Source organism: Pseudomonas sp. B21-040 (assembly GCF_024748695.1).
Taxonomy (GTDB): Bacteria; Pseudomonadota; Gammaproteobacteria; order Pseudomonadales; family Pseudomonadaceae; genus Aquipseudomonas.
In genome coordinates, this window is record NZ_CP087176.1 from 984,756 (window position 1) to 1,003,869 (window position 19,114).

General features: G+C 58.8%; 21 protein-coding genes. 5 read left to right on the forward strand and 16 right to left on the reverse strand.

All coding sequences use genetic code 11. From position 1 onward, the window contains the following. Positions 1 to 142: 142 nt before the first annotated feature. From LOY55_RS04370 to LOY55_RS04380, 3 genes are read right to left on the reverse strand one after another with little or no spacing between them, the layout of a single operon-like run. On the reverse strand, positions 143 to 1,045 hold the full coding sequence (locus LOY55_RS04370; protein ID WP_223523730.1) for an acyltransferase: 903 nt from the start codon (positions 1,043 to 1,045) through the stop codon (positions 143 to 145). Next, the gene (gene pta / locus LOY55_RS04375; RefSeq protein WP_046026794.1) at positions 1,046 to 3,145 is read right to left on the reverse strand and encodes a phosphate acetyltransferase; all 2,100 of its coding nucleotides are present in this window, start codon (positions 3,143 to 3,145) and stop codon (positions 1,046 to 1,048) included. Between the two features lie 60 nt (positions 3,146 to 3,205). Further along, positions 3,206 to 3,544 carry a DUF3565 domain-containing protein gene (locus LOY55_RS04380; protein WP_109787879.1) on the reverse strand — a complete coding sequence of 113 codons (339 nt, stop codon included), beginning with the start codon at positions 3,542 to 3,544 and terminating at the stop codon, positions 3,206 to 3,208. Here LOY55_RS04380 and LOY55_RS04385 point away from each other — a divergent pair. From LOY55_RS04385 to LOY55_RS04395, 3 genes are all read left to right on the forward strand, one after another. Then, complete coding sequence (locus LOY55_RS04385; RefSeq protein ID WP_008150718.1) at positions 3,513 to 3,998, forward strand: peptidylprolyl isomerase; 486 nt, start codon at positions 3,513 to 3,515, stop codon at positions 3,996 to 3,998. The two genes, LOY55_RS04380 and LOY55_RS04385, sit on opposite strands and share 32 nt — an antisense overlap. A gap of 122 nt (positions 3,999 to 4,120) precedes the next feature. Next, the gene (locus tag LOY55_RS04390) at positions 4,121 to 4,603 is read left to right on the forward strand and encodes a glutathione peroxidase (RefSeq protein WP_046026793.1); all 483 of its coding nucleotides are present in this window, start codon (positions 4,121 to 4,123) and stop codon (positions 4,601 to 4,603) included. A 154-nt stretch (positions 4,604 to 4,757) separates the two neighbouring features. Continuing rightward, positions 4,758 to 5,861: an NADH:flavin oxidoreductase gene (locus tag LOY55_RS04395; RefSeq protein ID WP_046026792.1), complete on the forward strand. Its 1,104-nt coding sequence runs from the start codon at positions 4,758 to 4,760 to the stop codon at positions 5,859 to 5,861. Positions 5,862 to 5,974: 113 nt separating this feature from the next. On the opposite strand, the gene LOY55_RS04400 is transcribed toward LOY55_RS04395, so the two are convergent. Both LOY55_RS04400 and cysZ read right to left on the reverse strand, forming a co-directional pair. Then, positions 5,975 to 7,174 carry a glycosyltransferase family 1 protein gene (locus LOY55_RS04400; RefSeq protein ID WP_223523732.1) on the reverse strand — a complete coding sequence of 400 codons (1,200 nt, stop codon included), beginning with the start codon at positions 7,172 to 7,174 and terminating at the stop codon, positions 5,975 to 5,977. Positions 7,175 to 7,214: 40 nt separating this feature from the next. Next, positions 7,215 to 7,967: a sulfate transporter CysZ gene (gene cysZ / locus LOY55_RS04405; protein WP_077430868.1), complete on the reverse strand. Its 753-nt coding sequence runs from the start codon at positions 7,965 to 7,967 to the stop codon at positions 7,215 to 7,217. 312 nt (positions 7,968 to 8,279) lie between these two features. On the opposite strand from cysZ, the gene trxB reads away from it, so the two are divergent. Next, a complete protein-coding gene (gene trxB, locus LOY55_RS04410) occupies positions 8,280 to 9,242 on the forward strand; it encodes a thioredoxin-disulfide reductase (RefSeq protein ID WP_109787881.1) in 963 nt (320 codons plus the stop codon). Between the two features lie 119 nt (positions 9,243 to 9,361). On the opposite strand, the gene LOY55_RS04415 is transcribed toward trxB, so the two are convergent. The 11 genes from LOY55_RS04415 to LOY55_RS04465 form a co-directional block, all read right to left on the reverse strand. Continuing rightward, positions 9,362 to 10,645: an FAD-binding oxidoreductase gene (locus LOY55_RS04415; RefSeq protein WP_223523733.1), complete on the reverse strand. Its 1,284-nt coding sequence runs from the start codon at positions 10,643 to 10,645 to the stop codon at positions 9,362 to 9,364. Positions 10,646 to 10,712: 67 nt separating this feature from the next. Next, on the reverse strand, positions 10,713 to 11,546 hold the full coding sequence (locus LOY55_RS04420) for a transporter substrate-binding domain-containing protein (protein ID WP_223523735.1): 834 nt from the start codon (positions 11,544 to 11,546) through the stop codon (positions 10,713 to 10,715). A 46-nt stretch (positions 11,547 to 11,592) separates the two neighbouring features. Beyond that, positions 11,593 to 12,384 carry an amino acid ABC transporter ATP-binding protein gene (locus LOY55_RS04425; protein WP_309475397.1) on the reverse strand — a complete coding sequence of 264 codons (792 nt, stop codon included), beginning with the start codon at positions 12,382 to 12,384 and terminating at the stop codon, positions 11,593 to 11,595. Between the two features lie 6 nt (positions 12,385 to 12,390). Then, a complete protein-coding gene (locus tag LOY55_RS04430; protein WP_223523737.1) occupies positions 12,391 to 13,365 on the reverse strand; it encodes an amino acid ABC transporter permease in 975 nt (324 codons plus the stop codon). 128 nt (positions 13,366 to 13,493) lie between these two features. Next, the gene (locus tag LOY55_RS04435; RefSeq protein ID WP_223523738.1) at positions 13,494 to 14,744 is read right to left on the reverse strand and encodes an aspartate aminotransferase family protein; all 1,251 of its coding nucleotides are present in this window, start codon (positions 14,742 to 14,744) and stop codon (positions 13,494 to 13,496) included. A gap of 195 nt (positions 14,745 to 14,939) precedes the next feature. Beyond that, positions 14,940 to 15,278, reverse strand: coding sequence for a HopJ type III effector protein (locus LOY55_RS04440; RefSeq protein ID WP_223523740.1), 339 nt, complete (start codon positions 15,276 to 15,278; stop codon positions 14,940 to 14,942). Beyond that, positions 15,271 to 15,567, reverse strand: coding sequence for a DUF1244 domain-containing protein (locus LOY55_RS04445; RefSeq protein ID WP_223523742.1), 297 nt, complete (start codon positions 15,565 to 15,567; stop codon positions 15,271 to 15,273). The genes LOY55_RS04440 and LOY55_RS04445 overlap by 8 nt, the downstream gene beginning before the upstream one ends. Positions 15,568 to 15,634: 67 nt before the next feature. Further along, complete coding sequence (folX, locus tag LOY55_RS04450; protein ID WP_046026786.1) at positions 15,635 to 16,006, reverse strand: dihydroneopterin triphosphate 2'-epimerase; 372 nt, start codon at positions 16,004 to 16,006, stop codon at positions 15,635 to 15,637. After that, positions 16,006 to 16,569 carry a GTP cyclohydrolase I FolE gene (folE, locus tag LOY55_RS04455; RefSeq protein ID WP_046026785.1) on the reverse strand — a complete coding sequence of 188 codons (564 nt, stop codon included), beginning with the start codon at positions 16,567 to 16,569 and terminating at the stop codon, positions 16,006 to 16,008. The genes folX and folE overlap by 1 nt, the downstream gene beginning before the upstream one ends. Positions 16,570 to 16,590: 21 nt before the next feature. Then, positions 16,591 to 17,301 carry a dihydromonapterin reductase gene (gene folM, locus LOY55_RS04460; protein WP_109787884.1) on the reverse strand — a complete coding sequence of 237 codons (711 nt, stop codon included), beginning with the start codon at positions 17,299 to 17,301 and terminating at the stop codon, positions 16,591 to 16,593. Between the two features lie 72 nt (positions 17,302 to 17,373). Further along, positions 17,374 to 17,943: an antibiotic biosynthesis monooxygenase gene (locus LOY55_RS04465; protein WP_223523744.1), complete on the reverse strand. Its 570-nt coding sequence runs from the start codon at positions 17,941 to 17,943 to the stop codon at positions 17,374 to 17,376. 211 nt (positions 17,944 to 18,154) lie between these two features. On the opposite strand from LOY55_RS04465, the gene LOY55_RS04470 reads away from it, so the two are divergent. Beyond that, positions 18,155 to 19,114 (forward strand): MerR family transcriptional regulator, encoded by a 960-nt coding sequence (locus LOY55_RS04470; RefSeq protein ID WP_109787886.1) that lies wholly within the window; start codon positions 18,155 to 18,157, stop codon positions 19,112 to 19,114.

The following is a 19,114-nucleotide window of genomic DNA, read 5'->3' on the forward strand; positions in this document are numbered from 1 at the left end:
CATCGGCGGGTTTTTTTTGTCCCCAAGATCGCCATCGCGGGCAAGCCTTGCTCCTACAGATTTCGGGTGGCCGCGCCATATGGCACGACGAAAAACTGTAGGAGCATGGCTTGCCCGCGATGAGGCCCTTCCGGAACCTGGTTCACTTGGCCGGATACTCGCGATGCATCTGCTCCAGCAACGCATCCTTGTCCAGCCACAGCTGATTGATCCAGCCCTGAAACTGCAATCGGTAATCGCCGTCCTGATCGTAATTCTTGCCAATGTACTGCGGCGAGATTTTCAGTTCCTGAAAATGCACCACCACGTCCGCCACGTTCCCGCACAACAGGTCCCAAAAACCGGGACGTCCGGCCGGGTAGTGGATGGTCACATTGACGATGGATTCGAGTTGCTCGCCCATGGCGTCCAGCACAAAGGCAATGCCGCCGGCCTTGGGTTTGAGCAGGTAGCGAAACGGTGATTGCTGCTGCGCATGTTTGGCTTCAGTGAAGCGCGTGCCTTCGACAAAGTTGAAAATCCCCACCGGATTATTGCGAAACTTCGCGCACGTCTTGCGGGTGGTTTCCAGGTCTTTGCCTTTTTTCTCCGGGTGCTTTTCCAGATAGGCCTTGGAGTAGCGCTTCATGAATGGAAAGCCCAGCGCCCACCAGGCCATACCAATGACCGGCACCCAGATCAGCTCCTGCTTGAGAAAGAACTTCAGCGGTTGGATACGACGGTTGAGCACGTATTGCAGCACCAGAATGTCGACCCAGCTCTGGTGGTTACTGGTGATCAGGTAGGAATGTTGATAGTCCAGGCCTTGCAGGCCGCTGAGGTGCCAGCGCGTGCGGCGGACCAGGTTCATCCAGCCTTTGTTGAGGCTGATCCAGGCTTCATGGGTATGGCTCATCAACCAGCCTGCAATCCGCTGCGTGAAGGCAAACGGCAAAACCTTGACGAGTGCCACGCAGAACAGAAAGGAGCAGAGCAAAATGGTGTTCAGTGCCAACAACAACGATGCAATCACGCCGCGTACGGCGGCAGGCAGGAAATCCAGCATTTAAACATCCATAGGTCGGTTAGCAGCCTGGATCGCGGTCAATGCGATCGTGTAGACGATGTCATCGACTTGCGCACCGCGCGGCAGGTCGTTCACCGGTTTGCGCAGGCCTTGCAACATCGGGCCGAGGCTGACGCAATCGGCGCTGCGCTGCACGGCTTTGTGGGTGGTGTTGCCGGTGTTGAGGTCGGGGAACACGAACACTGTGGCGCGACCGGCGACCTGACTGTTGGGGGCCAGTTGTCGGGCCACCGTTTCGTTGGCGGCGGCGTCGTACTGCAGAGGGCCGTCGATCAACAGCGAGTTTTGCTGCTCGTGGGCGAGCAACGTTGCTTCGCGCACTTTCTCGACTTCTTCGCCGCTGGCCGATTCACCGCTGGAGTAGCTGATCATCGCCACGCGCGGGGTGATGCCGAACGCGGCCGCCGAGTCGGCGCTTTGCAGGGCGATCTCGGCCAGTTCGATGGCGCTCGGGTGCGGGTTCATCACGCAGTCGCCGTAGACCAGCACTTCTTCAGGGAACAGCATGAAGAACACCGACGACACCAGCGTGCAGCCCGGCGCGGTTTTGATCAGTTGAAGGGCCGGTCGGATGGTATTGGCGGTGGAGTGGATGACACCGGACACGAGACCGTCGACTTCATCCAGCGCCAGCATCATGGTGCCGATCACAACAGTGTCTTCCAGTTGCTGCTCGGCCATCGGTGCGTTGAGGCTTTTGCTTTTGCGCAGGGCAACCATCGGCTCGACATAGCGCTCGCGGATCAGGTCCGGGTCGAGAATCTCCAGCCCGGGTGGCAGCTCGATGCCTTGGGCGCGAGCGACGGCTTCGACGTCCGCCGGTTTGGCCAGCAACACGCAACGGGCAATGCCACGCGCCTGACAGATCGCTGCCGCTTGCACGGTCAGCGGCTCGCTGCCTTCTGGCAGCACGATGCGCTTGTTGGCAGCCTGGGCGCGCTGGATCAATTGATAGCGGAATACGGCGGGCGACAGGCGCATCTCACGCGGGGTACCGCAGCGCTGGTGCAACCAGTTGGCGTCGAGGTGGCTGGCGACGAAGTCGGTAATGATCTCCGCACGCTCGCGGTCATCGATAGGAATTTCCTTGTTCAAGCCATTGAGCTGGTTGGCGGTGTCGTAGGAGCCGGTGCTCACCGACAACACCGGCAACCCCGCCTGCAAGGCGCCACGGCACAGGTCCATGATGCGCGGGTCGGGCAGGGTGTCGCTGGTCAGCAGCAGGCCGGCCAAGGGCACGCCGTTCATGGCCGCGAGGCTGACGGCCAGGATGATGTCATCGCGGTCGCCGGGGGTGACCACCAGCACGCCGGGCTTGAGCAGTTCCACGGTGTTGCGCATGGTGCGGGCGCAGATGATGATTTTGGTCATGCGCCGGGTTTCGTAGTCACCGGCATTGAGAATCTGCGCGCCCATCAGATCAGCCACATCGCGGGTGCGCGGGGCGTTCAATTCCGGCTGGTACGGGATGCACCCCAACAGGCGGAAATCACCGCTGCGCAGCAATGGCGAGTGTTCTTTCAAGCGCGTGGCGAAGACATCCATGCTTTCGTCGGTCTTGACCTTGTTGAGGATCACGCCGAGGACTTTCGGGTCTTTTGGGCCGCCGAACAATTGCGCCTGCAATTCCACGCGCCCGGAGAGCTCGGTCAGCACTTCGTTTTCCGGTGCCGAGACCAGGATCACATCGGCGTCGAGGCTTTTCGCCAGGTGCAGATTCACCCGTGCGGCGTAGCTGGCGCTGCGGGTCGGGACCATGCCTTCGACGATCAGCACGTCTTTGCCGACAGCGGCTTGCTGGTAGAGGGTGATGATTTCTTCGAGCAACTCATCGAGTTGACCATCGCCGAGCATGCGCTCGACATGCGCCAGGCCCAGCGGTTGCGGTGGCTTCAAACCGTGGGTGCGCGCTACCAGTTCGGTGGAGCGTTCCGGCCCGGTATCACCCGGATGGGGCTGGGCAATCGGTTTGAAAAAGCCGACCTTGAGACCGGCACGCTCAAGCGTGCGCACCAGCCCGAGGCTGATAGACGTCAGACCCACACCAAAGTCGGTGGGCGCGATAAAAAAAGTTTGCATGCGAATTCTCTAAGGGTGCATGGCAATGGCGATCATCTATATCTGACGATCTGCCGCAATTCAGTCGCCAAGGTTATCGCTAACCGAGCCTTGTGCGCACCAACCGCAATCAAAGGGCTGGCCTATTTTTTCAATACGTTGCGCGGGGTCCTGCACCCAGGCACGCGATTGCCACGGCGGCTGGTGACGCAGGTGCTGGGTGTGGCCGCAGGAAAGCTCGGCCACCCAATGCCCGTCCTCATCCTGATGGAAACCTGTGACCGTTACGCCCTGCGCCGCGAACCTTCCGTCCGGGTTGTGTTCGCTTTCGCGCGATTGCTTCGCTAAACTTGGCCTTTCATCATTCTTATGCAAAAGGTCTCGCCCCATGCTGATCGCCGCCAATAAGGCTGTCTCCATCGACTATACCCTGACCAACGACGCTGGTGAGGTCATCGACAGCTCCGCCGGCGGCGCGCCGCTGGTCTACCTGCAAGGCGCAGGCAACATCATCCCGGGCCTGGAAAAGGCTCTGGAAGGCAAAACCGTTGGCGACGAGCTGACCGTAGCCGTTGAACCTGAAGACGCTTACGGCGAATACGCTGCCGAACTGGTCAGCACCCTGAGCCGCAGCATGTTCGAAGGCGTTGATGAGCTGGAAGTGGGCATGCAGTTCCACGCTTCCGCTCCGGACGGCCAGATGCAGATCGTCACCATTCGCGATCTGGACGGCGACGACGTCACCGTTGACGGCAACCACCCGTTGGCCGGTCAGCGCCTGAATTTCCAGGTCAAGATCATCGACATCCGTGATGCCAGCCAAGAAGAAATCGCTCATGGTCACGTCCATGGCGAAGGTGGCCATCACCACTGATTTTCTGCGCTAAGCTCAGAGTACTGGAGAGGCGCCCTAGGGCGCCTTTTTAGTCCGCGGCTGTCCTTGGCGGCATTGCCAAGTGGCTGTTTCGAGAAGAACACGGGAATTTGGAGTTCGTCATGAGTGCTTTTCACGACCTTAAGTTGACAGCCCTGGATGGACAAGACCTACCGCTGGCGCCCTTCAAGGGGCAAGTCGTGCTGGTGGTCAACGTCGCCTCCAAATGTGGCTTGACCCCACAGTACGCGGCGCTGGAAAACCTTTATCAGCAGTTCAAAGCCAAAGGTTTCAGCGTTCTGGGTCTGCCGTGCAACCAGTTTGCCGGGCAGGAGCCGGGTTCCGAGCAAGAGATCCAGGAGTTTTGCAGCCTCAACTATGGCGTGACTTTTCCGTTGTCCAGCAAGCTGGAAGTCAACGGTCATGAGCGTCATCAGTTGTATCGCCTGCTGGCGGGCGAGGGTGCGGAATTCCCGGGTGACATTACCTGGAACTTCGAAAAATTCCTGCTGGGCAAGGACGGTCGTGTGCTGGCGCGGTTTTCCCCGCGCACGGCGCCGGATGATCCGACGATCGTTCATGCGATCGAAAAAGCGTTGAGCTGAACTCACAAGAAACGCAGCCTCGGCTGCGTTTTTTTATGCCTGCCTTTTGACCCTTAATCACCCAGATCAATAGTGCTGTGCATCGCTGGCAACTCCGCATATTATCGTCGTCATAAAATTACGTCCCGTCGATATCGTTTTCGTGGAGTGCCCCATGTCCGTCAAAGCCTTGTTCAAACCGTTCCACCTCGGCACCCTTGAGCTGCCGACCCGCGTTGTCATGGCGCCGATGACCCGTTCGTTTTCGCCGGGTGGCGTACCCAATTCCAAAGTGATCGAATACTACCGTCGTCGTGCTGCGGCCGGCGTGGGTCTGATCATCACCGAAGGCACGACCGTCGGCCACAAGGCGTCGAACGGCTACCCCAATGTGCCGCATTTCTACGGCGATGCCGCATTGGCCGGCTGGAAGAAAGTGGTCGATGCGGTCCACGCCGAAGGCGGCAAGATCGTTCCGCAACTGTGGCATGTCGGCAGTGTGCGTCGTATTGGCACTGAGCCGGACGCCAGCGTCCCGGGTTACGGCCCATCGGAAAAATTGAAGGACGGTCAGGTCGTGGTTCACGGCATGACTAAACAAGATATCCAGGACGTGATCGCCGCGTTCGCTCAGGCGGCCAAAGATGCCCAGAGCATTGGCATGGACGGCGTGGAAATCCATGGCGCCCACGGCTATCTCGTGGACCAGTTCTTCTGGGAAGGCAGCAACCAGCGCACCGACGAATACGGCGGCAGCCTGGCCAACCGTTCACGGTTTGCCATCGAGCTGATTCAGGCTGTGCGTGCAGCGGTCGGCGAAGGTTTCCCGATCATCTTCCGCTTCTCGCAGTGGAAACAGCAGGATTACACCGCGCGCCTGGTGCAAACCCCGCAAGCGTTGGGTGAGTTCCTCAAGCCATTGTCCGACGCTGGCGTGGACATTTTCCACTGCTCGACGCGCCGTTTCTGGGAGCCGGAATTCGACGGTTCCGAGCTGAACCTGGCCGGCTGGACCCGCAAACTCACGGGCAAGCCGACCATCACCGTGGGCAGCGTTGGCCTGGACGGCGAGTTCCTGCAATTCATGGTCAACACCGACAAGATCGCCCAGCCGGCCAGTCTGGAAAAGCTGCTGGAGCGTTTGAACAACGACGAATTCGACCTGGTGGCCGTGGGGCGCGCATTGTTGGTCGACCCGGACTGGGCGCAGAAAGTACGCGACGGTCGTGAAGAAGACATCCTGCCGTTCAGCCGCGAAGCGTTGATGTCGCTGGTTTAAGCAGCGACCGCACTGACGCTATCGCGGGCAAGTCTTACTCCTACGGTTCTTTGTCGAATACCAATGTGTGAATCGACACAACACCGTAGGAGCAAGGCTTGCCCGCGATGCTTTTAAGGCAAAAACGCTGCATCGGGTAGGGGTTGCCCCTGCATGCAAGCCCCGCGCAACTGCCCTTCAAACTGCTCGATAATCGCGGCCCAGCCCTGGCGACTCGCATGCTGGCGCGCATTGAGCCGCACACACCGCAAGGTTTCGCGCTCTTCCAGCAACCACGCCGCAGCATCACAAAAGGCTTCTTCATCCCCCGGCATCGCCAGCACGCCGTTGTAGCCATGGCGGATATGCTGCGCCGCTGCCGCCTGGTCGTACGCCACCACGCCCAATCCCGACGCCAATGCTTCAAGCACCACATTGCCAAAGGTTTCGGTCATGCTTGGAAATAGAAATACGTCCCCCGATGCGTAATGACTGGCCAGCGCCTCACCGCGTTGTGAGCCACAGAAAACCGCCTCGGGAAGGTCCTGCTCCAGCGCTGCTCGTTGTGGGCCGTCACCGATGACGATCAAGCGTATGTTGCGCTGTGGATAAGTGGCTTTCAGCGAGTCGAAACTGCGTTTGAGCAAGCCCAGGTTTTTCTCGGGAGCCAAGCGCCCGACATGAATGACCGCAATGTCATCCTCGGCCAAGCCCCACTGTTCGCGCAGCGATACCTGCCTTTTGCTCGGATGAAACAATTGGCTGTCGACACCCCGGGAAAGCAAGGCCAGACGCTCGAAATGTCGGCGTTCAAGCTCCAGTCGCTGACTGGGGCTCGGCACCAGGGTCAGGGTCGAGCGGTTGTGAAACCAGCGCAGGTAGTGCGTCAGCAAACGAGTCAACAACCCGAGCCCGTATTGGCTGGAGTACTGCTGAAAGTTGGTGTGAAAGCCGCTCACCACCGAAATCCCCAATCGCCGTGCTGCGCGTAATGCGGACAAGCCCAGAGGCCCTTCGGTGGCGATGTACAGCACGTCGGGGCGATGACGCGTCCAGCGCCTCAACAGTTTATGCATCGACGACTGGCCCCATTGCAGGCCGGGATAGCCCGGTAGCGGCCAGCCTCGACACAACAGCAAATCATCGTCACTGCTCAACTGCTGATCCCCCCCCTGGCGAGGCCGCACCAATTCCACCTGGTGCCCGCGCGCGCGCAAACCGTCGCACAAACGGCCAAGGGTGTTGGCCACGCCGTTGATTTCCGGAGGGAATGTTTCGGTGATCAGAGTGATATGCAGAGCTGTCGTCATGACCTCAGTGTCGGCTGAGGCCATGTCGTCATTGTGGCGCTTTGATGATGGATTTGTGACTCGGTCAGCGCTGGGCCACCAGATTTTCCGCCCCGCGCTCACGCACCCAGAACAGCGTCGCCCCGGCCACGGCGGCCGGCATCATCAAAATGTTCACCACCGGGATCAGCAGCACCAGATACACGCTGCCGCCGAAACTCATGCTCTGCCAGCGCTTCTGCCGCAGCCAGGCGAGCATTTCATTCCAGCCGAGTTTGTGGTTATCCGCCGGGTAGTCGATGTACTGGATCGCCATCATCCACACCCCGAACAGTAGCCACAGCGGTGCTGCAATGATGTTCACCACCGGGATGAAGGACAGGATAAACAGCCCGATTGCCCGTGGCAGGAAGTAGCCGAGTTTGCGCATTTCCCGGGAGAGGGTGCGCGGGATCATGGCGATCAGTTCGCCCCAGCTGAAAGTCGGGAAGTCGTCGGTGCCACGCACCACCACTTCGACTTTCTCCGCAAGGAAGCCATTGAACGGCGCGGCGATGACGTTGGCGAGCATGGTGAAGGTGAAGAACACCATCAACACCACCAGCACCACAAAAATCGGCCAGAGGATGTAGCTGAGAAAACTCAGCCAGTCGGGTAGGGTCGGCATCAGCGTATCGACCCACAGACTGAACTGATGGCCGGCCAGATAAATCAATCCGACGAACAGCACCAGGTTGATTGCCAGCGGCAACAAGACAAACAAACGCAGGCTGGGGCTCAGGACCAGCTTGAGGCCTTCGCGCAGGTATTGCGGGCCGGACAGGGCGGGTGCGGGCATAACGTGCTCCGGGCAGAGGGAAACGCGCCGACCTTACCGGCTTTGTCGGAAGGGGGAAAGCGCGGTCGCTGAATCGACATTCACTGTAACAAAGACGTTTATATAGTCGCTGCGGTGGGATAGAGACCACCTATGAGCTGGATTGTTAAACCGTATTTCCTTAATCTTCGCCCCCTCGATACGCTGCACCCAATCTTTTTGCAGGACTGTCGAACTCAAGCCTTCCCCAAGGTAACCACGGTCCTTTTTTATTCCCGCCGGCAACCCGGCGTTCCGCGCCTGATGTTCAGGGCCGGTCAACAGGAGCAGGTCATGTCTGAAGTCCGTCATTCGCGAGTGATTATTCTCGGTTCCGGCCCTGCCGGTTACAGCGCTGCGGTCTACGCCGCCCGTGCCAACCTCAAGCCACTGCTGATCACCGGCATGCAGGCCGGTGGTCAACTGACCACCACCACCGAAGTCGACAACTGGCCGGGCGACGTCCACGGCCTGACCGGCCCGGCGCTGATGGAACGCATGAAAGAACACGCCGAGCGCTTTGAGACCGAGATCGTTTTCGATCACATCAATGCCGTGGACTTTGCTTCCAAGCCTTACACCCTGATCGGCGACAGCGCAAAGTACACCTGCGACGCCCTGATCATCGCCACCGGTGCCAGCGCTCGCTACCTGGGCCTGCCGTCCGAAGAAGCGTTCATGGGCAAAGGCGTTTCGGCCTGCGCGACCTGCGATGGTTTCTTCTATCGCAACAAGCCGGTGGCTGTGGTCGGCGGTGGCAACACCGCGGTTGAAGAAGCGCTGTACCTGGCCAACATCGCCAGCACAGTGACCCTGATCCACCGTCGTGAAACCTTCCGCGCCGAGAAGATCCTGATCGACAAGCTCAATGCCCGGGTTGCCGAAGGCAAGATCATCCTGAAGCTGAACGCCAACCTGGACGAAGTACTGGGCGACAACATGGGCGTCACCGGTGCACGCCTGAAGAACAACGATGGCAGCTTCGACGAACTGAAAGTCGACGGCGTGTTCATCGCCATCGGCCACACCCCGAACACGTCGTTGTTCGAAGGTCAGCTGACGTTGAAAGACGGCTACCTGGTGGTGCAAGGCGGCCGTGAAGGCAACGCAACAGCGACCAGCATCGAAGGTATCTTCGCCGCCGGTGACGTGGCTGACCACGTTTACCGTCAGGCCATCACCTCGGCCGGCGCTGGCTGCATGGCCGCTCTGGACACCGAGCGTTACCTGGACGACCTGCAGAACGCCAAGTTCTGAGATCGTTGAAATGAAAAACCGGCTTCGCAGCCGGTTTTTTTATGCCCGCACTTTCTGTCGATCAAAGAACCTGTGGGTGCATGTCGGCTCCGTCACGCCTACAGGTTATCCAGCGTTTTTCAGCCCTTGAGCCGCTCCTGAACGAAATCCATTACCTTCAGCGATTGATAGATCGCATTGGCGGCCACCCGACCGAACGGCCCGCCATTCCAGTCCAGCAGGTATGGCTTGAACAACTCATGGCGTGCACTTTCCCCGCACACGGCTTCGGCAATTACCCTGCCGCCGATGGAGCCAGTATTCAAACCGTGACCGCCAAAGGAGGTGCAGGCCCAGACGCCCGGTTCCAGTAGACCGAGGTTGGGCATTTTGTTGGTGGAGTAACCCATCAGGCCGGACCAGGCCAATTCGATTTTTACCGGTGCCAGTTGTGGATAGACCGACACCATGTCGGCCTTGAGCATGGCTGCCAGGGCTTTTTCATTCTGTTCGTTGCGGGTGGTGATACGTCCACCCCAGAGCAGGCGGTCGCCTTCGACGATGCGGTAGTAATCCGAAGCTCGACGGTCATCGGAGAAGGCCGCACCGGAGTCGAGGACATTTTTAATCGAGTCGCCCAAGTGCTCGGTCAACACCACGTAGGTGGCGATGGGCAGGTAAGCGCGGCTGAGTTTTTGCAGTTCGGGGCCGCCATAACCCCCCGCGCAGAACACCAGATCTTTACAGCTCACGGTGCCATGCGCGGTCTTGACGATTTTGTCGCTACCGTCGCGACGCCAGGCGTGCATTTTCGATTGCTCGAAAATCCTGCCTCCTGCCGCTTCAATGGCGAGGGCCAGGCCCAGACAGTAATTGAGCGGGTGGAAGTGCATGGCGTTCGGATCTTCGACGCCCTGGAAATAGCGCAAGGTATGGGCTCGATCGCGGACCTGGGCCGTATCGAGATAGTTGAGTTCATAACCGAAGTCGCGGCGCATGGTTTCGATGTGGTTTTTCACACCCGCGCCGTCGTCGTAGCGCTTGACCCGAATCGTGCCAGCAGATGGCACGCAACCGGGCAAAGCCAGTTCGATGATGTTGCGACGGACGATCTCCACGCCTTCGGCTGACATCTTGAACAGCGCCCTGGCGTGTTCCAGTCCAAGTTTTTTGCGAATCGCACCGGTCCCCTCAGCCCAGCCTGGCGAGACCACGCCGCCATTACGGCCGGACGCGCCCCAGGCAACCTGATTGGCTTCAAGGATGATCACGCGCTTGCCGCGACGGGTCAGCTCCAGCGCGGCGGTGAGGCCGGCGATACCGGCTCCGATGAGGCACACGTCGCAGGTTTCGTGGGTGTTCAATTCTGGCCTGGCTGCGTGGGGCAGCGAGGTTTGGGAGTACCAGGTGTTGGGGAAGGACATGGTCAATCCTAGAAGAATTGTTTTCTGTGGGAGCGAGCCAGCTCGCTCCCCCCCGCAGGATCGGGCGTTACTTGATGGTTGAGTAATCCACGCCGTACCACTTGTCCGACAGCTTGGTCAGCGTGCCGTCCTTGTGCATCTCACCGATGATTTCACCCAACTTGGCTTTTAGCTCCGGGTCACCCTTGTCGGTGGCAACGGCCAGCGGTTCATAAAACACCACGGCGTTGTCGACAGCGCGCAGTGGATAGCCTTTCTTGACCGCTGCATCCAGGGTGCTGCGTTGCGTGAGGATGGCGTCCAGCCGGGTACCATCGCCCAGGCGCAGATCGTCGAGCGGGCCGACGGAGCCGGCGTAGGTCTTCATTTTTTCGGTTTTTACGTCGTAGACCACTGGTGGTACGTCAGTGGTTTCGATGGCCAGCGCCTGGCTGAAATAGTCCTCTGACGTGGTGCCACCTTCGACGCCGATGGTTTTGCCATTCAGCACTTTGTGATCGGTGACCGTGGATTTGTTGTGGACCGCAAACACGTAGGGCACGTAGTAATAAGTTCCGGGAAAATCGAGAATTCGCGCACGACTTTTCGTCGCGGTCATCGAGCCCACAGACACATCCCAGCGGCCATTCCACTTGCCTGCGGTAATCACATCCCAGTCGGGAGTGATGAATTTGGCCTCGACGCCGAGGCGCTTGGCAATCTCCTTGGACACGTCGATATCAAAACCGTCGATTTCATTCTTGTCGTTGATGAAACCTTGGGGTGGCCAAGTTGCCGAGGTGGCGACGGTCAATGTCTTGCTGCTCTGGATCTTGTCCAGCACCGCACCGGCATTGGCGGCACCGACAAACAACAGTGACAGGGAGGCTGCAAGGGTGAATGCGTGTTTCTTACTGAGCATGTCCATCTCCACTTCTCGTTATTGTTATGCGGGGGTAAAGCGCTTCTCAGTGACCGATGATTTGCGACAGAAATTTCTGCGCGCGTTCGGTCTGTGGGTTGTTGAAAAACTCGGCAGGGGTGGCTTGTTCGATGACCTGGCCTTGATCCATGAACAACACCCGGTCAGCGACCTTGCTGGCAAAGCCCATTTCGTGGGTCACGCAGATCATGGTCATGCCGTCGGTGGCCAATTCGCTCATGACGTCCAGCACCTCATGAACCATTTCCGGGTCCAGCGCGGAGGTCGGTTCGTCGAACAGCATCACTTTGGGGTTCATGCACAGCGCCCGGGCAATCGCCACGCGTTGCTGCTGACCGCCGGACAATTGCGAGGGGTACTTGTCCGCATGCTCGGCAATTCGTACACGTTCGAGATAAACCTGCGCGCGTTTTTTCGCTTCGGCGGATGACACGCCCTGTACCAGTTGCGGGGCCAGGGTCAGGTTGTCCATCACACTCAAGTGCGGGAACAGATTGAAGCTCTGGAACACCATGCCGATTTCGCTGCGCACGGCGCTGACACTTTCCGCTTCGCTGGTGAGGGTGATTCCGTTGACCTGTATGTGGCCTTTCTGAAAGTTTTCCAGGTGATTGATGCAGCGAATCATTGTCGATTTACCCGAGCCTGACGGCCCGCACACCACCAGGATTTCGCCAGTGGCGACCTTCAGGTCGACATCGCGCAAGGCGTGAAAATTGCCGTACCACTTGTTCAGGCCAGTGATCGAAATCATCGATGGGCCAGGTCGTACAACTGCGGCCAGGTCAAGTTGTTCAGCGGTATTGGTTCGAGTCATCACGTATCAGCCCCTTGCCGTGGAACGGTTGACCCGTTTTTCGATTCGCGCCTGCACCCGTTCGAGAATGAACGACAGCGCCCAGTAGATCATTGCCGCCGTAATCAACATCTCCAGGTGGCGGAAGTCTGCCCGGCCCTGGGTCTTGGCCAGGTACATCAGTTCCCAGACGCCGATCACCGACACCAGCGAGCTGTCCTTGAGCATGGCGATAAACTGATTGCCGGTCGGCGGAATGATCACTCGCAAGGCCTGGGGCATGATCACGCGGCTGAGGGTTTTGAACGGGCTGATGTTCAGGGCTCGCGAAGCTTCCCACTGGCCGACCGGAATGCTCTGGATACCAGCGCGGAAAATTTCAGTCATGTAGGCGCCATAACACAGTGACAGCGCAAGGATGCCGGCCGGCACCGCATCAACCACATAGCCGAGTTGCGGCAGGCCCAGGTAAATCAGGTAGATCTGAATCAGCAGCGGCACGCCGCGAAAGAACGAGGTGTAGAACGAGGCGAGGGCATTGGCCAGACCGTTGTTCGACAACTTGGCCACCGCGCCGATCAGCGCAAGAACAAATGCGATCACAATGGCCACGGCGGAGATGTACAAGGTGGTGGCAGCGCCCTGGAGGATCAGGAAGCCGACTTTGTCGAGTATGAAGCTGTAGGAAAGATCGAAGGTATCGAAGAACGCCAGAAACAGGACCAGCAGTTCGACCCATACAACGGTGGTTTGCACCTTGAACTTCAAGCGCCCGAGGACATGGAAGTTCAGCGTGCCCAGTGCGGCAATACCAAGGCCGATGGCGATGTTGCGAGCAGTGAGGCTGTCCGGGGCATCGCCCAGCAGCGGTTGCAGAAAATGACTTAGGGCGCTGTTGCCCAGGTTCATCAGGTAGGAGCCGAGGAACAGCACCACGGCGACGGCAAGCAGGAATTGAGGATCGTTGGACTTTTTCTTATAAATTATATTGTCGTGATACATAACGGCCTCAATGTGTAGGTGGTGATGTTCTCGCTAGATAAAGGGGTCTTTGGCCAGTATTGCGACACGAATTCGGGGACAACAAGCGAACTTAATTCGCTATGTCAGTCCCTGAACTCATTTTGCGATCAAGTTAGTTTGCAGAGGCACGCTTCAAGAATATCCAGGCCTTCCTCCAGCACCGCCGCTTCGGTGGTCAATGGCGCCAACAGTCGAATGATATGGCGCGACTTGCCGCTGGGCATCAGCAGCAAACCGGCGTCTCGCGCCAACGCCAGCAGTTGCGTCAACTGGGCGGGTGCCGGTGTGCCATCGGCATGGGCCAGTTCAATTCCGCGCATCGCGCCGACACCGGTCAAACGACCCAGATACGGTGAAAGTTTGCTGTCGCACCAAGCTTTGTAGCGGCTGACAATCGCTTCTTCCTGCTGCGCGCCCCAGGCTTGCAACTGTGTGTCGGTCATCTCATCCAGGGTCGCCAGCGCGGCGGCGCAGGCAATGGGGTTTCCCGAATAGGTGCCGCCCAGTCCGCCCTTGGGCAAGGTGTCGAGCAATGCCTTGCGCCCAACCACCGCACCCAGTGGTACGCCGCCGGCGATGCTTTTGCCCAGCAGAATCAGGTCCGGTTCGATGCCCAGCCGCGAGAACGCAAAACGCTGGCCGGTGCGGCCAAAACCGGACTGGATTTCGTCAGCGATCAGCACAATGCCCTTTTCATCACACAACCGTCGCAGCGACTGGGCGAACTCCACGTCCATCGCCAGGAAGCCTGCTTCGCCCTGTACCGGTTCGACGATGAAACACGCCACGTCATCAATGTCGATTTCGACGCTGAACAGGCGGTCCATGGCCTTCAAGGCTTCGGCGCAGGTCACGCCGTTGTCCTGGCTCGGGAAGGGCAGGTGATACACCGGCCCCGGCAATACGCCGACTTTCTGTTTGTAGGGCGCGACCTTGCCGTTGAGGTTCAGGGTGGCCAGCGTGCGGCCGTGGAAGGCGCCGTCGAACGCGATCACGGCGGTGCGGCCGGTGGCGCCGCGAACGATCTTCAGGGCGTTTTCCGCCGCTTCCGCGCCGCTGTTGGTGAGCATGCCGCTGACCGGATAGTCCACGGGAATGAACGCAGTCAGGCGATCCATCAGTTCGATGTAAGGCACATGCGGTGCTGCGTTGAAGGCGTAGTGGGTCAGCCGGGTGGCTTGCTCGCGAATGGCGTCGACGATGCGCGGGTGGCAATGGCCGAGGTTGAGTACGCCGATGCCGCCGACGAAGTCGATGTAGCGTTTGCCATCGGTGTCCCAGACCTCGGCATTTTTGCCGTGGCTGAGCGTGACAGGATGAACGATGTTGATCGACCGGCTGATGGATTCGCTGCTCATGGATGACCGACTCTGAAGAAGGGATGCTTCTTTTTATCTAAGCCGTGAGCAGCGCTGCCCGGCAAACGAAATAAAGTTGCCGGGTCAATCTTAAAAGTCGGGATGTGTTGTGGCTCTTGTAGAAGCGCGGCTTGCCGGCGATGGCGTCTCTGTGATCGCCATCGCGAGCAAGCTTTGCTCCTACAGAAAAAGCGTTTAGCGGCGAGTGAGCGGCTGTTGAGTGAACTTCACCCCGGCCAGCCCATGGGCAATCAATGCGCGGATATTGCCGTGGTCACTGCCATCAGGCGTTGCGACCACCGAACGGTAATGCTCGCCGAACGCCAGCAGCGCTTCTTCATCGCTCAGGCCTTCGAGCAGCGCCAGACCCAGGGTCTTGCACGAACCTTCATTCTGACCGGCCGCGTTTTCCACACCACCGTTGTTGAAAGCCTGCGGTTGATAGTCGTAACCGGCGGCGATGAACGCCAGGGTTTCGGCAAAAACGTGTTCGCCGCTCTTGAGGCTGGCGCGCAGGGTGTTCAAATCACTCATTGGGTTTTCCTTTGGCAAACGCCGCCTGTTGTTCGGCGCTGGCTTCTTGCTGGTATCGGGCTTTCCATTCGGCGTACGGCATGCCGTAGACCACTTCGCGGGCGTCATCGAGGCTGACGTCGATCTGGCGTTCGTCGGCGGCGGCCTTGTACCACTTGGACAGGCAATTGCGGCAGAAACCGGAGAGGTTCATCAGGTCGATGTTCTGTACATCCTTGCGGCTGTCCAGATGGGCCACCAGCCGGCGAAAGGCGGCGGCTTCAAGTTCCAGGCGTTGTTGATCGTTCATGGCGGGCTCTGTCGGTCAAATCGTGGCGCGGATGATAAAAGTCTGGCGGCCAATGCGCCAGACGCACTCAGCGGCTCGCCGCCAGGGTAATCGACACTGATTCGGCGAATCGCAGTGCATGAGGCTTGTCGACTTCAACCTCGGCGTACAGCACCGATTCGTTGGTCATTACCAGGTCCAGCAGTTCCTGGGTGAGCCGTTCGAGCAAGGCGAAACGATTGCCCTCCACGTGGGCAATGATCGCCTTGGTGATGGTGCGGTAGTTCAGCGCGTGATCGATATCGTTGTCGCGCACCGCTTCCTGGGCCGCATACAGGATGGTCAGGTTGATCAACACATCCTGCTTGTTGAGGATTTCATCCTCGTTGATTCCGATGTAGGTCCGCAGGCACAGGTCCTTGACCCGGATGCGCGCCATACCTGGTTGAAGTTGTGGCATTACGACTTGCTCCGTCCAATCAATTGCAGGAACTCCTGGCGGGTATTGCTCGACTCGCGGAAGGCGCCGAGCATCACTGAGGTGTTCATGGTCGAATTCTGTTTCTCGACGCCGCGCATCATCATGCACATGTGTCGCGCTTCGATGACCACCGCAACACCGGCGGCATTGGTCACCTGTTGTACTGCTTCGGCGATTTGCCGGGTAAGGTTTTCCTGGATTTGCAGGCGCCGGGCAAACATGTCCACCAGTCGCGCAATTTTCGACAGGCCCAACACCTTGCCCGTAGGAATATAAGCCACATGGGCCTTGCCGATGAAGGGCAGCATGTGATGCTCGCAGAGCGAGTACAACTCGATGTTGTCGACGATGACCATTTCATCATTGTCGGAGGCGAACAGCGCCCCGTTGACGATTTCTTCGACACTTTGTTCGTAGCCATGGCAGAGGTAGCGCATGGCTTTTGCCGCACGCGCCGGCGTGTCGATCAGGCCTTCGCGATCCGGGTTTTCACCGAGACCGATGAGGATCTCGCGATAGCTCTGGGACAGGGATAACGTCATGAAATATCCTCGCGAGGCCTCTTATTTGATGTGCCGTCCGCCGTTGACGGTCAGGGTGGTGCCGGTGACATACGGGTTGTCGAGCAAGTAGCGCAGGCTCTGGTAGATCACTTCGCTGCCGGGCTCAATGCCCAGGACGGATTTGGCCAGCGCCTTGGCGCGATAGGCCGCGTCGTCCTCGGGATTGAACATTAGCAGGGCGGGGGCGATACCGTTGACCTTGATTGTCGGCGCATATTTCGCGGCGAAGGACAGGGTAAGGCTGTCGAGCCCGGCTTTGCTGGCGCAGTAACCGATGTGCTGGCTACTGCCCTTGCGGGTCACGTCATCGCTGATGTGCACAATGTCTGCCGGAGTTGAGCGTTGCAGCAAGTCGGCACAGTGCAGGTTGATCAGGTAGGGCGCAAGCATGTGCACGCTGAACATGCGGCTGAAGGCTTCGGCCTCGGTGTCCGGCGTTTCGGCCAGCCATTCGGAAGCATTGTGGACAATCGCCCGCAGGCTGTCGGTATGGGTTTTCAGGTCGCTGATGAACGCGAGGATCCCGGCTTCAGTGGAGAAGTCGGCAAACACCGCGATGGCGCCCAGATCACGCAATGCCTGGACACCGGGGCGCTCGCTGCGGTAGCTGAAGATCACCCGATGGCCGTCTTCAATCAAACGCTGCGCACAATGCAGGCCGACACGCTGGCCGGCACCGGTGATGAGGATTGGGGCTGCGGAAGGGGTCATGAACGGCTCGCGTCGCGGTAAGAGCAAAACTATACCAGCGACGGGAGGCATGCACCTATTGTGGTAGTGAGCTTAGCGGTTTTGCGTGGACGGCCGGGCGGGCAACGGCCGTGTCGGCGTGGTGTTCAGCCAGTTGGCCAACAGGCGGGTCGACAAGGGAATGAAGAAGTAGACCATCAACGGCGTCAGGCACAACGTACTGATGAAAACCCGCGGCAGCAGGCTCAGTTCGCTCAACAAAGGCCCCAGTACAAAGTTGAACAACAAGGACACCGGAAAGAATGCCAACCAGATCGCCACTGCCTGTTTCCAGCGTGGTGGGCGCTGTCCGACTGCGCCGAACCAGCCTTCAATGCCGCTGACCCGATGCTCGGTTGGATGGGCGAACAAATCGCTGCCACGGCCTAGCCATGCAGTACGCGAGGCGGAATGCTCCCAGGTGTGCAGGGTCTGCTCATCGGCAAAGCGGAAGATAATCTGGAACTCGTCATCACCGGCTGGCGGAGCGAGCACGCCAGAGCCGAGATAACCGGGAAAATCGGTGGCCAGTTGTTCGCCTTCGCGCAGCCAGGCAATCAGGTCTTGATAACGGCCATCGGCGACGCGACGCGCCACCATCAGCGTGACGGGGGAGGTAGACATTTTGTATCTCCGTAGGGCATTTGCGTTACACCGGATAGGCGTTTCGCCAGACGCAGCACCAGGGTGTCGGACTGCGTCTTGAGACAAGCAAGGATTATTCCTGAATCTGACCAATACACCAGAGACTTTCATGGTTTGCATGTGTTGAACATGCAGGGGGTAATGGAGTTAGAATGGGATCCAATTTTGCGCACCGGACGTACATCATCCAATGCCTGTCCTGACTGACGCTCCTCCTGCCGCTGAGGCAGATCCTTCCATCAATCGCGAAGAGCTGTTTCCCATTCGTGAGGTGGCGCGGCTGACGGGCATAAATCCCGTCACGCTGCGGGCATGGGAACGACGTTATGGCCTGATTCAGCCCACCCGCACCGAAAGTGGGCATCGGCTGTACTCGATGGTCGATGTCGAGAAGGTTCGCAGCATCCTTGGCTGGATTGACCGCGGTGTCGCGGTCAGCAAGGTTGGCAAGATTCTGGCCAGGACCGAACCTCCCAAGGCACTGGCGCAGTTCATTCCCAAGGAAGTCGTTCAGGCCGATTACGCCCATTGGCAGCAACAGGTCCAAGCGGCGGTGAGTTCCTTTGATGATGTTCAACTGGATCAAGTCTACGGGCAGATTTTTTCCACCTACTCCCAGGCAGTCGTTTTTCAGGACATTCTGATGCCGCTCTGGAAGTTGTTGTTACAACGCCAGGATCAATTCGGTTGCACCAGCGAATGGCTGTTTTTTGATGGGTTTCTGCGAGTTCGCGTATTGCAACGTTTGCTGCTGATGCGTAACGCGCAACCCCGGCGGGTGATCGTCAGTGCATTGGCAGGTCAGTGCCGAGAACTAGAGTTGTTGGTGGCCGCTCTGTTCGTGAGCAGTAATGAAATGGGGGTTCGGCTGCTGACGATTGGTCAGCCATTCGATGAGTTGCCGCTGGTATGCCAGCAGCTAAAACCGCAAGCGCTGGTGCTTTTTTCCAATCACGTGCCTTCAACTGATCTGCCACGACGGCTCAATCGTCTGGCGATGAGCCTGGATTGCCAGTTGTTTCTTGCCGGGGATACGTCGGAACTGGCTCAGGAAAGCCTGGCCGGTTCGTCGATTGGCTGTCTGGGCAATGAAGGCGCGGTGATGCGCCAGCGTCTGAAACAGTTCCTGGCGGGCAACCTCGATACCTGA

Excerpts from the sequence above, each read along its gene's own strand:
- LOY55_RS04370 (WP_223523730.1), bottom strand. The coding sequence starts at position 1,045 with ATGCTGGATTTCCTGCCTGCCGCCGTACGCGGCGTGATTGCATCGTTG.
- pta (WP_046026794.1), bottom strand. The coding sequence starts at position 3,145 with ATGCAAACTTTTTTTATCGCGCCCACCGACTTTGGTGTGGGTCTGACG.
- LOY55_RS04385 (WP_008150718.1), top strand. The coding sequence starts at position 3,513 with ATGCTGATCGCCGCCAATAAGGCTGTCTCCATCGACTATACCCTGACC.
- LOY55_RS04380 (WP_109787879.1), bottom strand. The coding sequence starts at position 3,544 with ATGGAGACAGCCTTATTGGCGGCGATCAGCATGGGGCGAGACCTTTTG.
- LOY55_RS04390 (WP_046026793.1), top strand. The coding sequence starts at position 4,121 with ATGAGTGCTTTTCACGACCTTAAGTTGACAGCCCTGGATGGACAAGAC.
- LOY55_RS04395 (WP_046026792.1), top strand. The coding sequence starts at position 4,758 with ATGTCCGTCAAAGCCTTGTTCAAACCGTTCCACCTCGGCACCCTTGAG.
- LOY55_RS04400 (WP_223523732.1), bottom strand. The coding sequence starts at position 7,174 with ATGGCCTCAGCCGACACTGAGGTCATGACGACAGCTCTGCATATCACT.
- cysZ (WP_077430868.1), bottom strand. The coding sequence starts at position 7,967 with ATGCCCGCACCCGCCCTGTCCGGCCCGCAATACCTGCGCGAAGGCCTC.
- trxB (WP_109787881.1), top strand. The coding sequence starts at position 8,280 with ATGTCTGAAGTCCGTCATTCGCGAGTGATTATTCTCGGTTCCGGCCCT.
- LOY55_RS04415 (WP_223523733.1), bottom strand. The coding sequence starts at position 10,645 with ATGTCCTTCCCCAACACCTGGTACTCCCAAACCTCGCTGCCCCACGCA.
- LOY55_RS04420 (WP_223523735.1), bottom strand. The coding sequence starts at position 11,546 with ATGCTCAGTAAGAAACACGCATTCACCCTTGCAGCCTCCCTGTCACTG.
- LOY55_RS04425 (WP_309475397.1), bottom strand. The coding sequence starts at position 12,384 with ATGACTCGAACCAATACCGCTGAACAACTTGACCTGGCCGCAGTTGTA.
- LOY55_RS04430 (WP_223523737.1), bottom strand. The coding sequence starts at position 13,365 with ATGTATCACGACAATATAATTTATAAGAAAAAGTCCAACGATCCTCAA.
- LOY55_RS04435 (WP_223523738.1), bottom strand. The coding sequence starts at position 14,744 with ATGAGCAGCGAATCCATCAGCCGGTCGATCAACATCGTTCATCCTGTC.
- LOY55_RS04440 (WP_223523740.1), bottom strand. The coding sequence starts at position 15,278 with ATGAGTGATTTGAACACCCTGCGCGCCAGCCTCAAGAGCGGCGAACAC.
- LOY55_RS04445 (WP_223523742.1), bottom strand. The coding sequence starts at position 15,567 with ATGAACGATCAACAACGCCTGGAACTTGAAGCCGCCGCCTTTCGCCGG.
- folX (WP_046026786.1), bottom strand. The coding sequence starts at position 16,006 with ATGCCACAACTTCAACCAGGTATGGCGCGCATCCGGGTCAAGGACCTG.
- folE (WP_046026785.1), bottom strand. The coding sequence starts at position 16,569 with ATGACGTTATCCCTGTCCCAGAGCTATCGCGAGATCCTCATCGGTCTC.
- folM (WP_109787884.1), bottom strand. The coding sequence starts at position 17,301 with ATGACCCCTTCCGCAGCCCCAATCCTCATCACCGGTGCCGGCCAGCGT.
- LOY55_RS04465 (WP_223523744.1), bottom strand. The coding sequence starts at position 17,943 with ATGTCTACCTCCCCCGTCACGCTGATGGTGGCGCGTCGCGTCGCCGAT.
- LOY55_RS04470 (WP_109787886.1), top strand. The coding sequence starts at position 18,155 with ATGCCTGTCCTGACTGACGCTCCTCCTGCCGCTGAGGCAGATCCTTCC.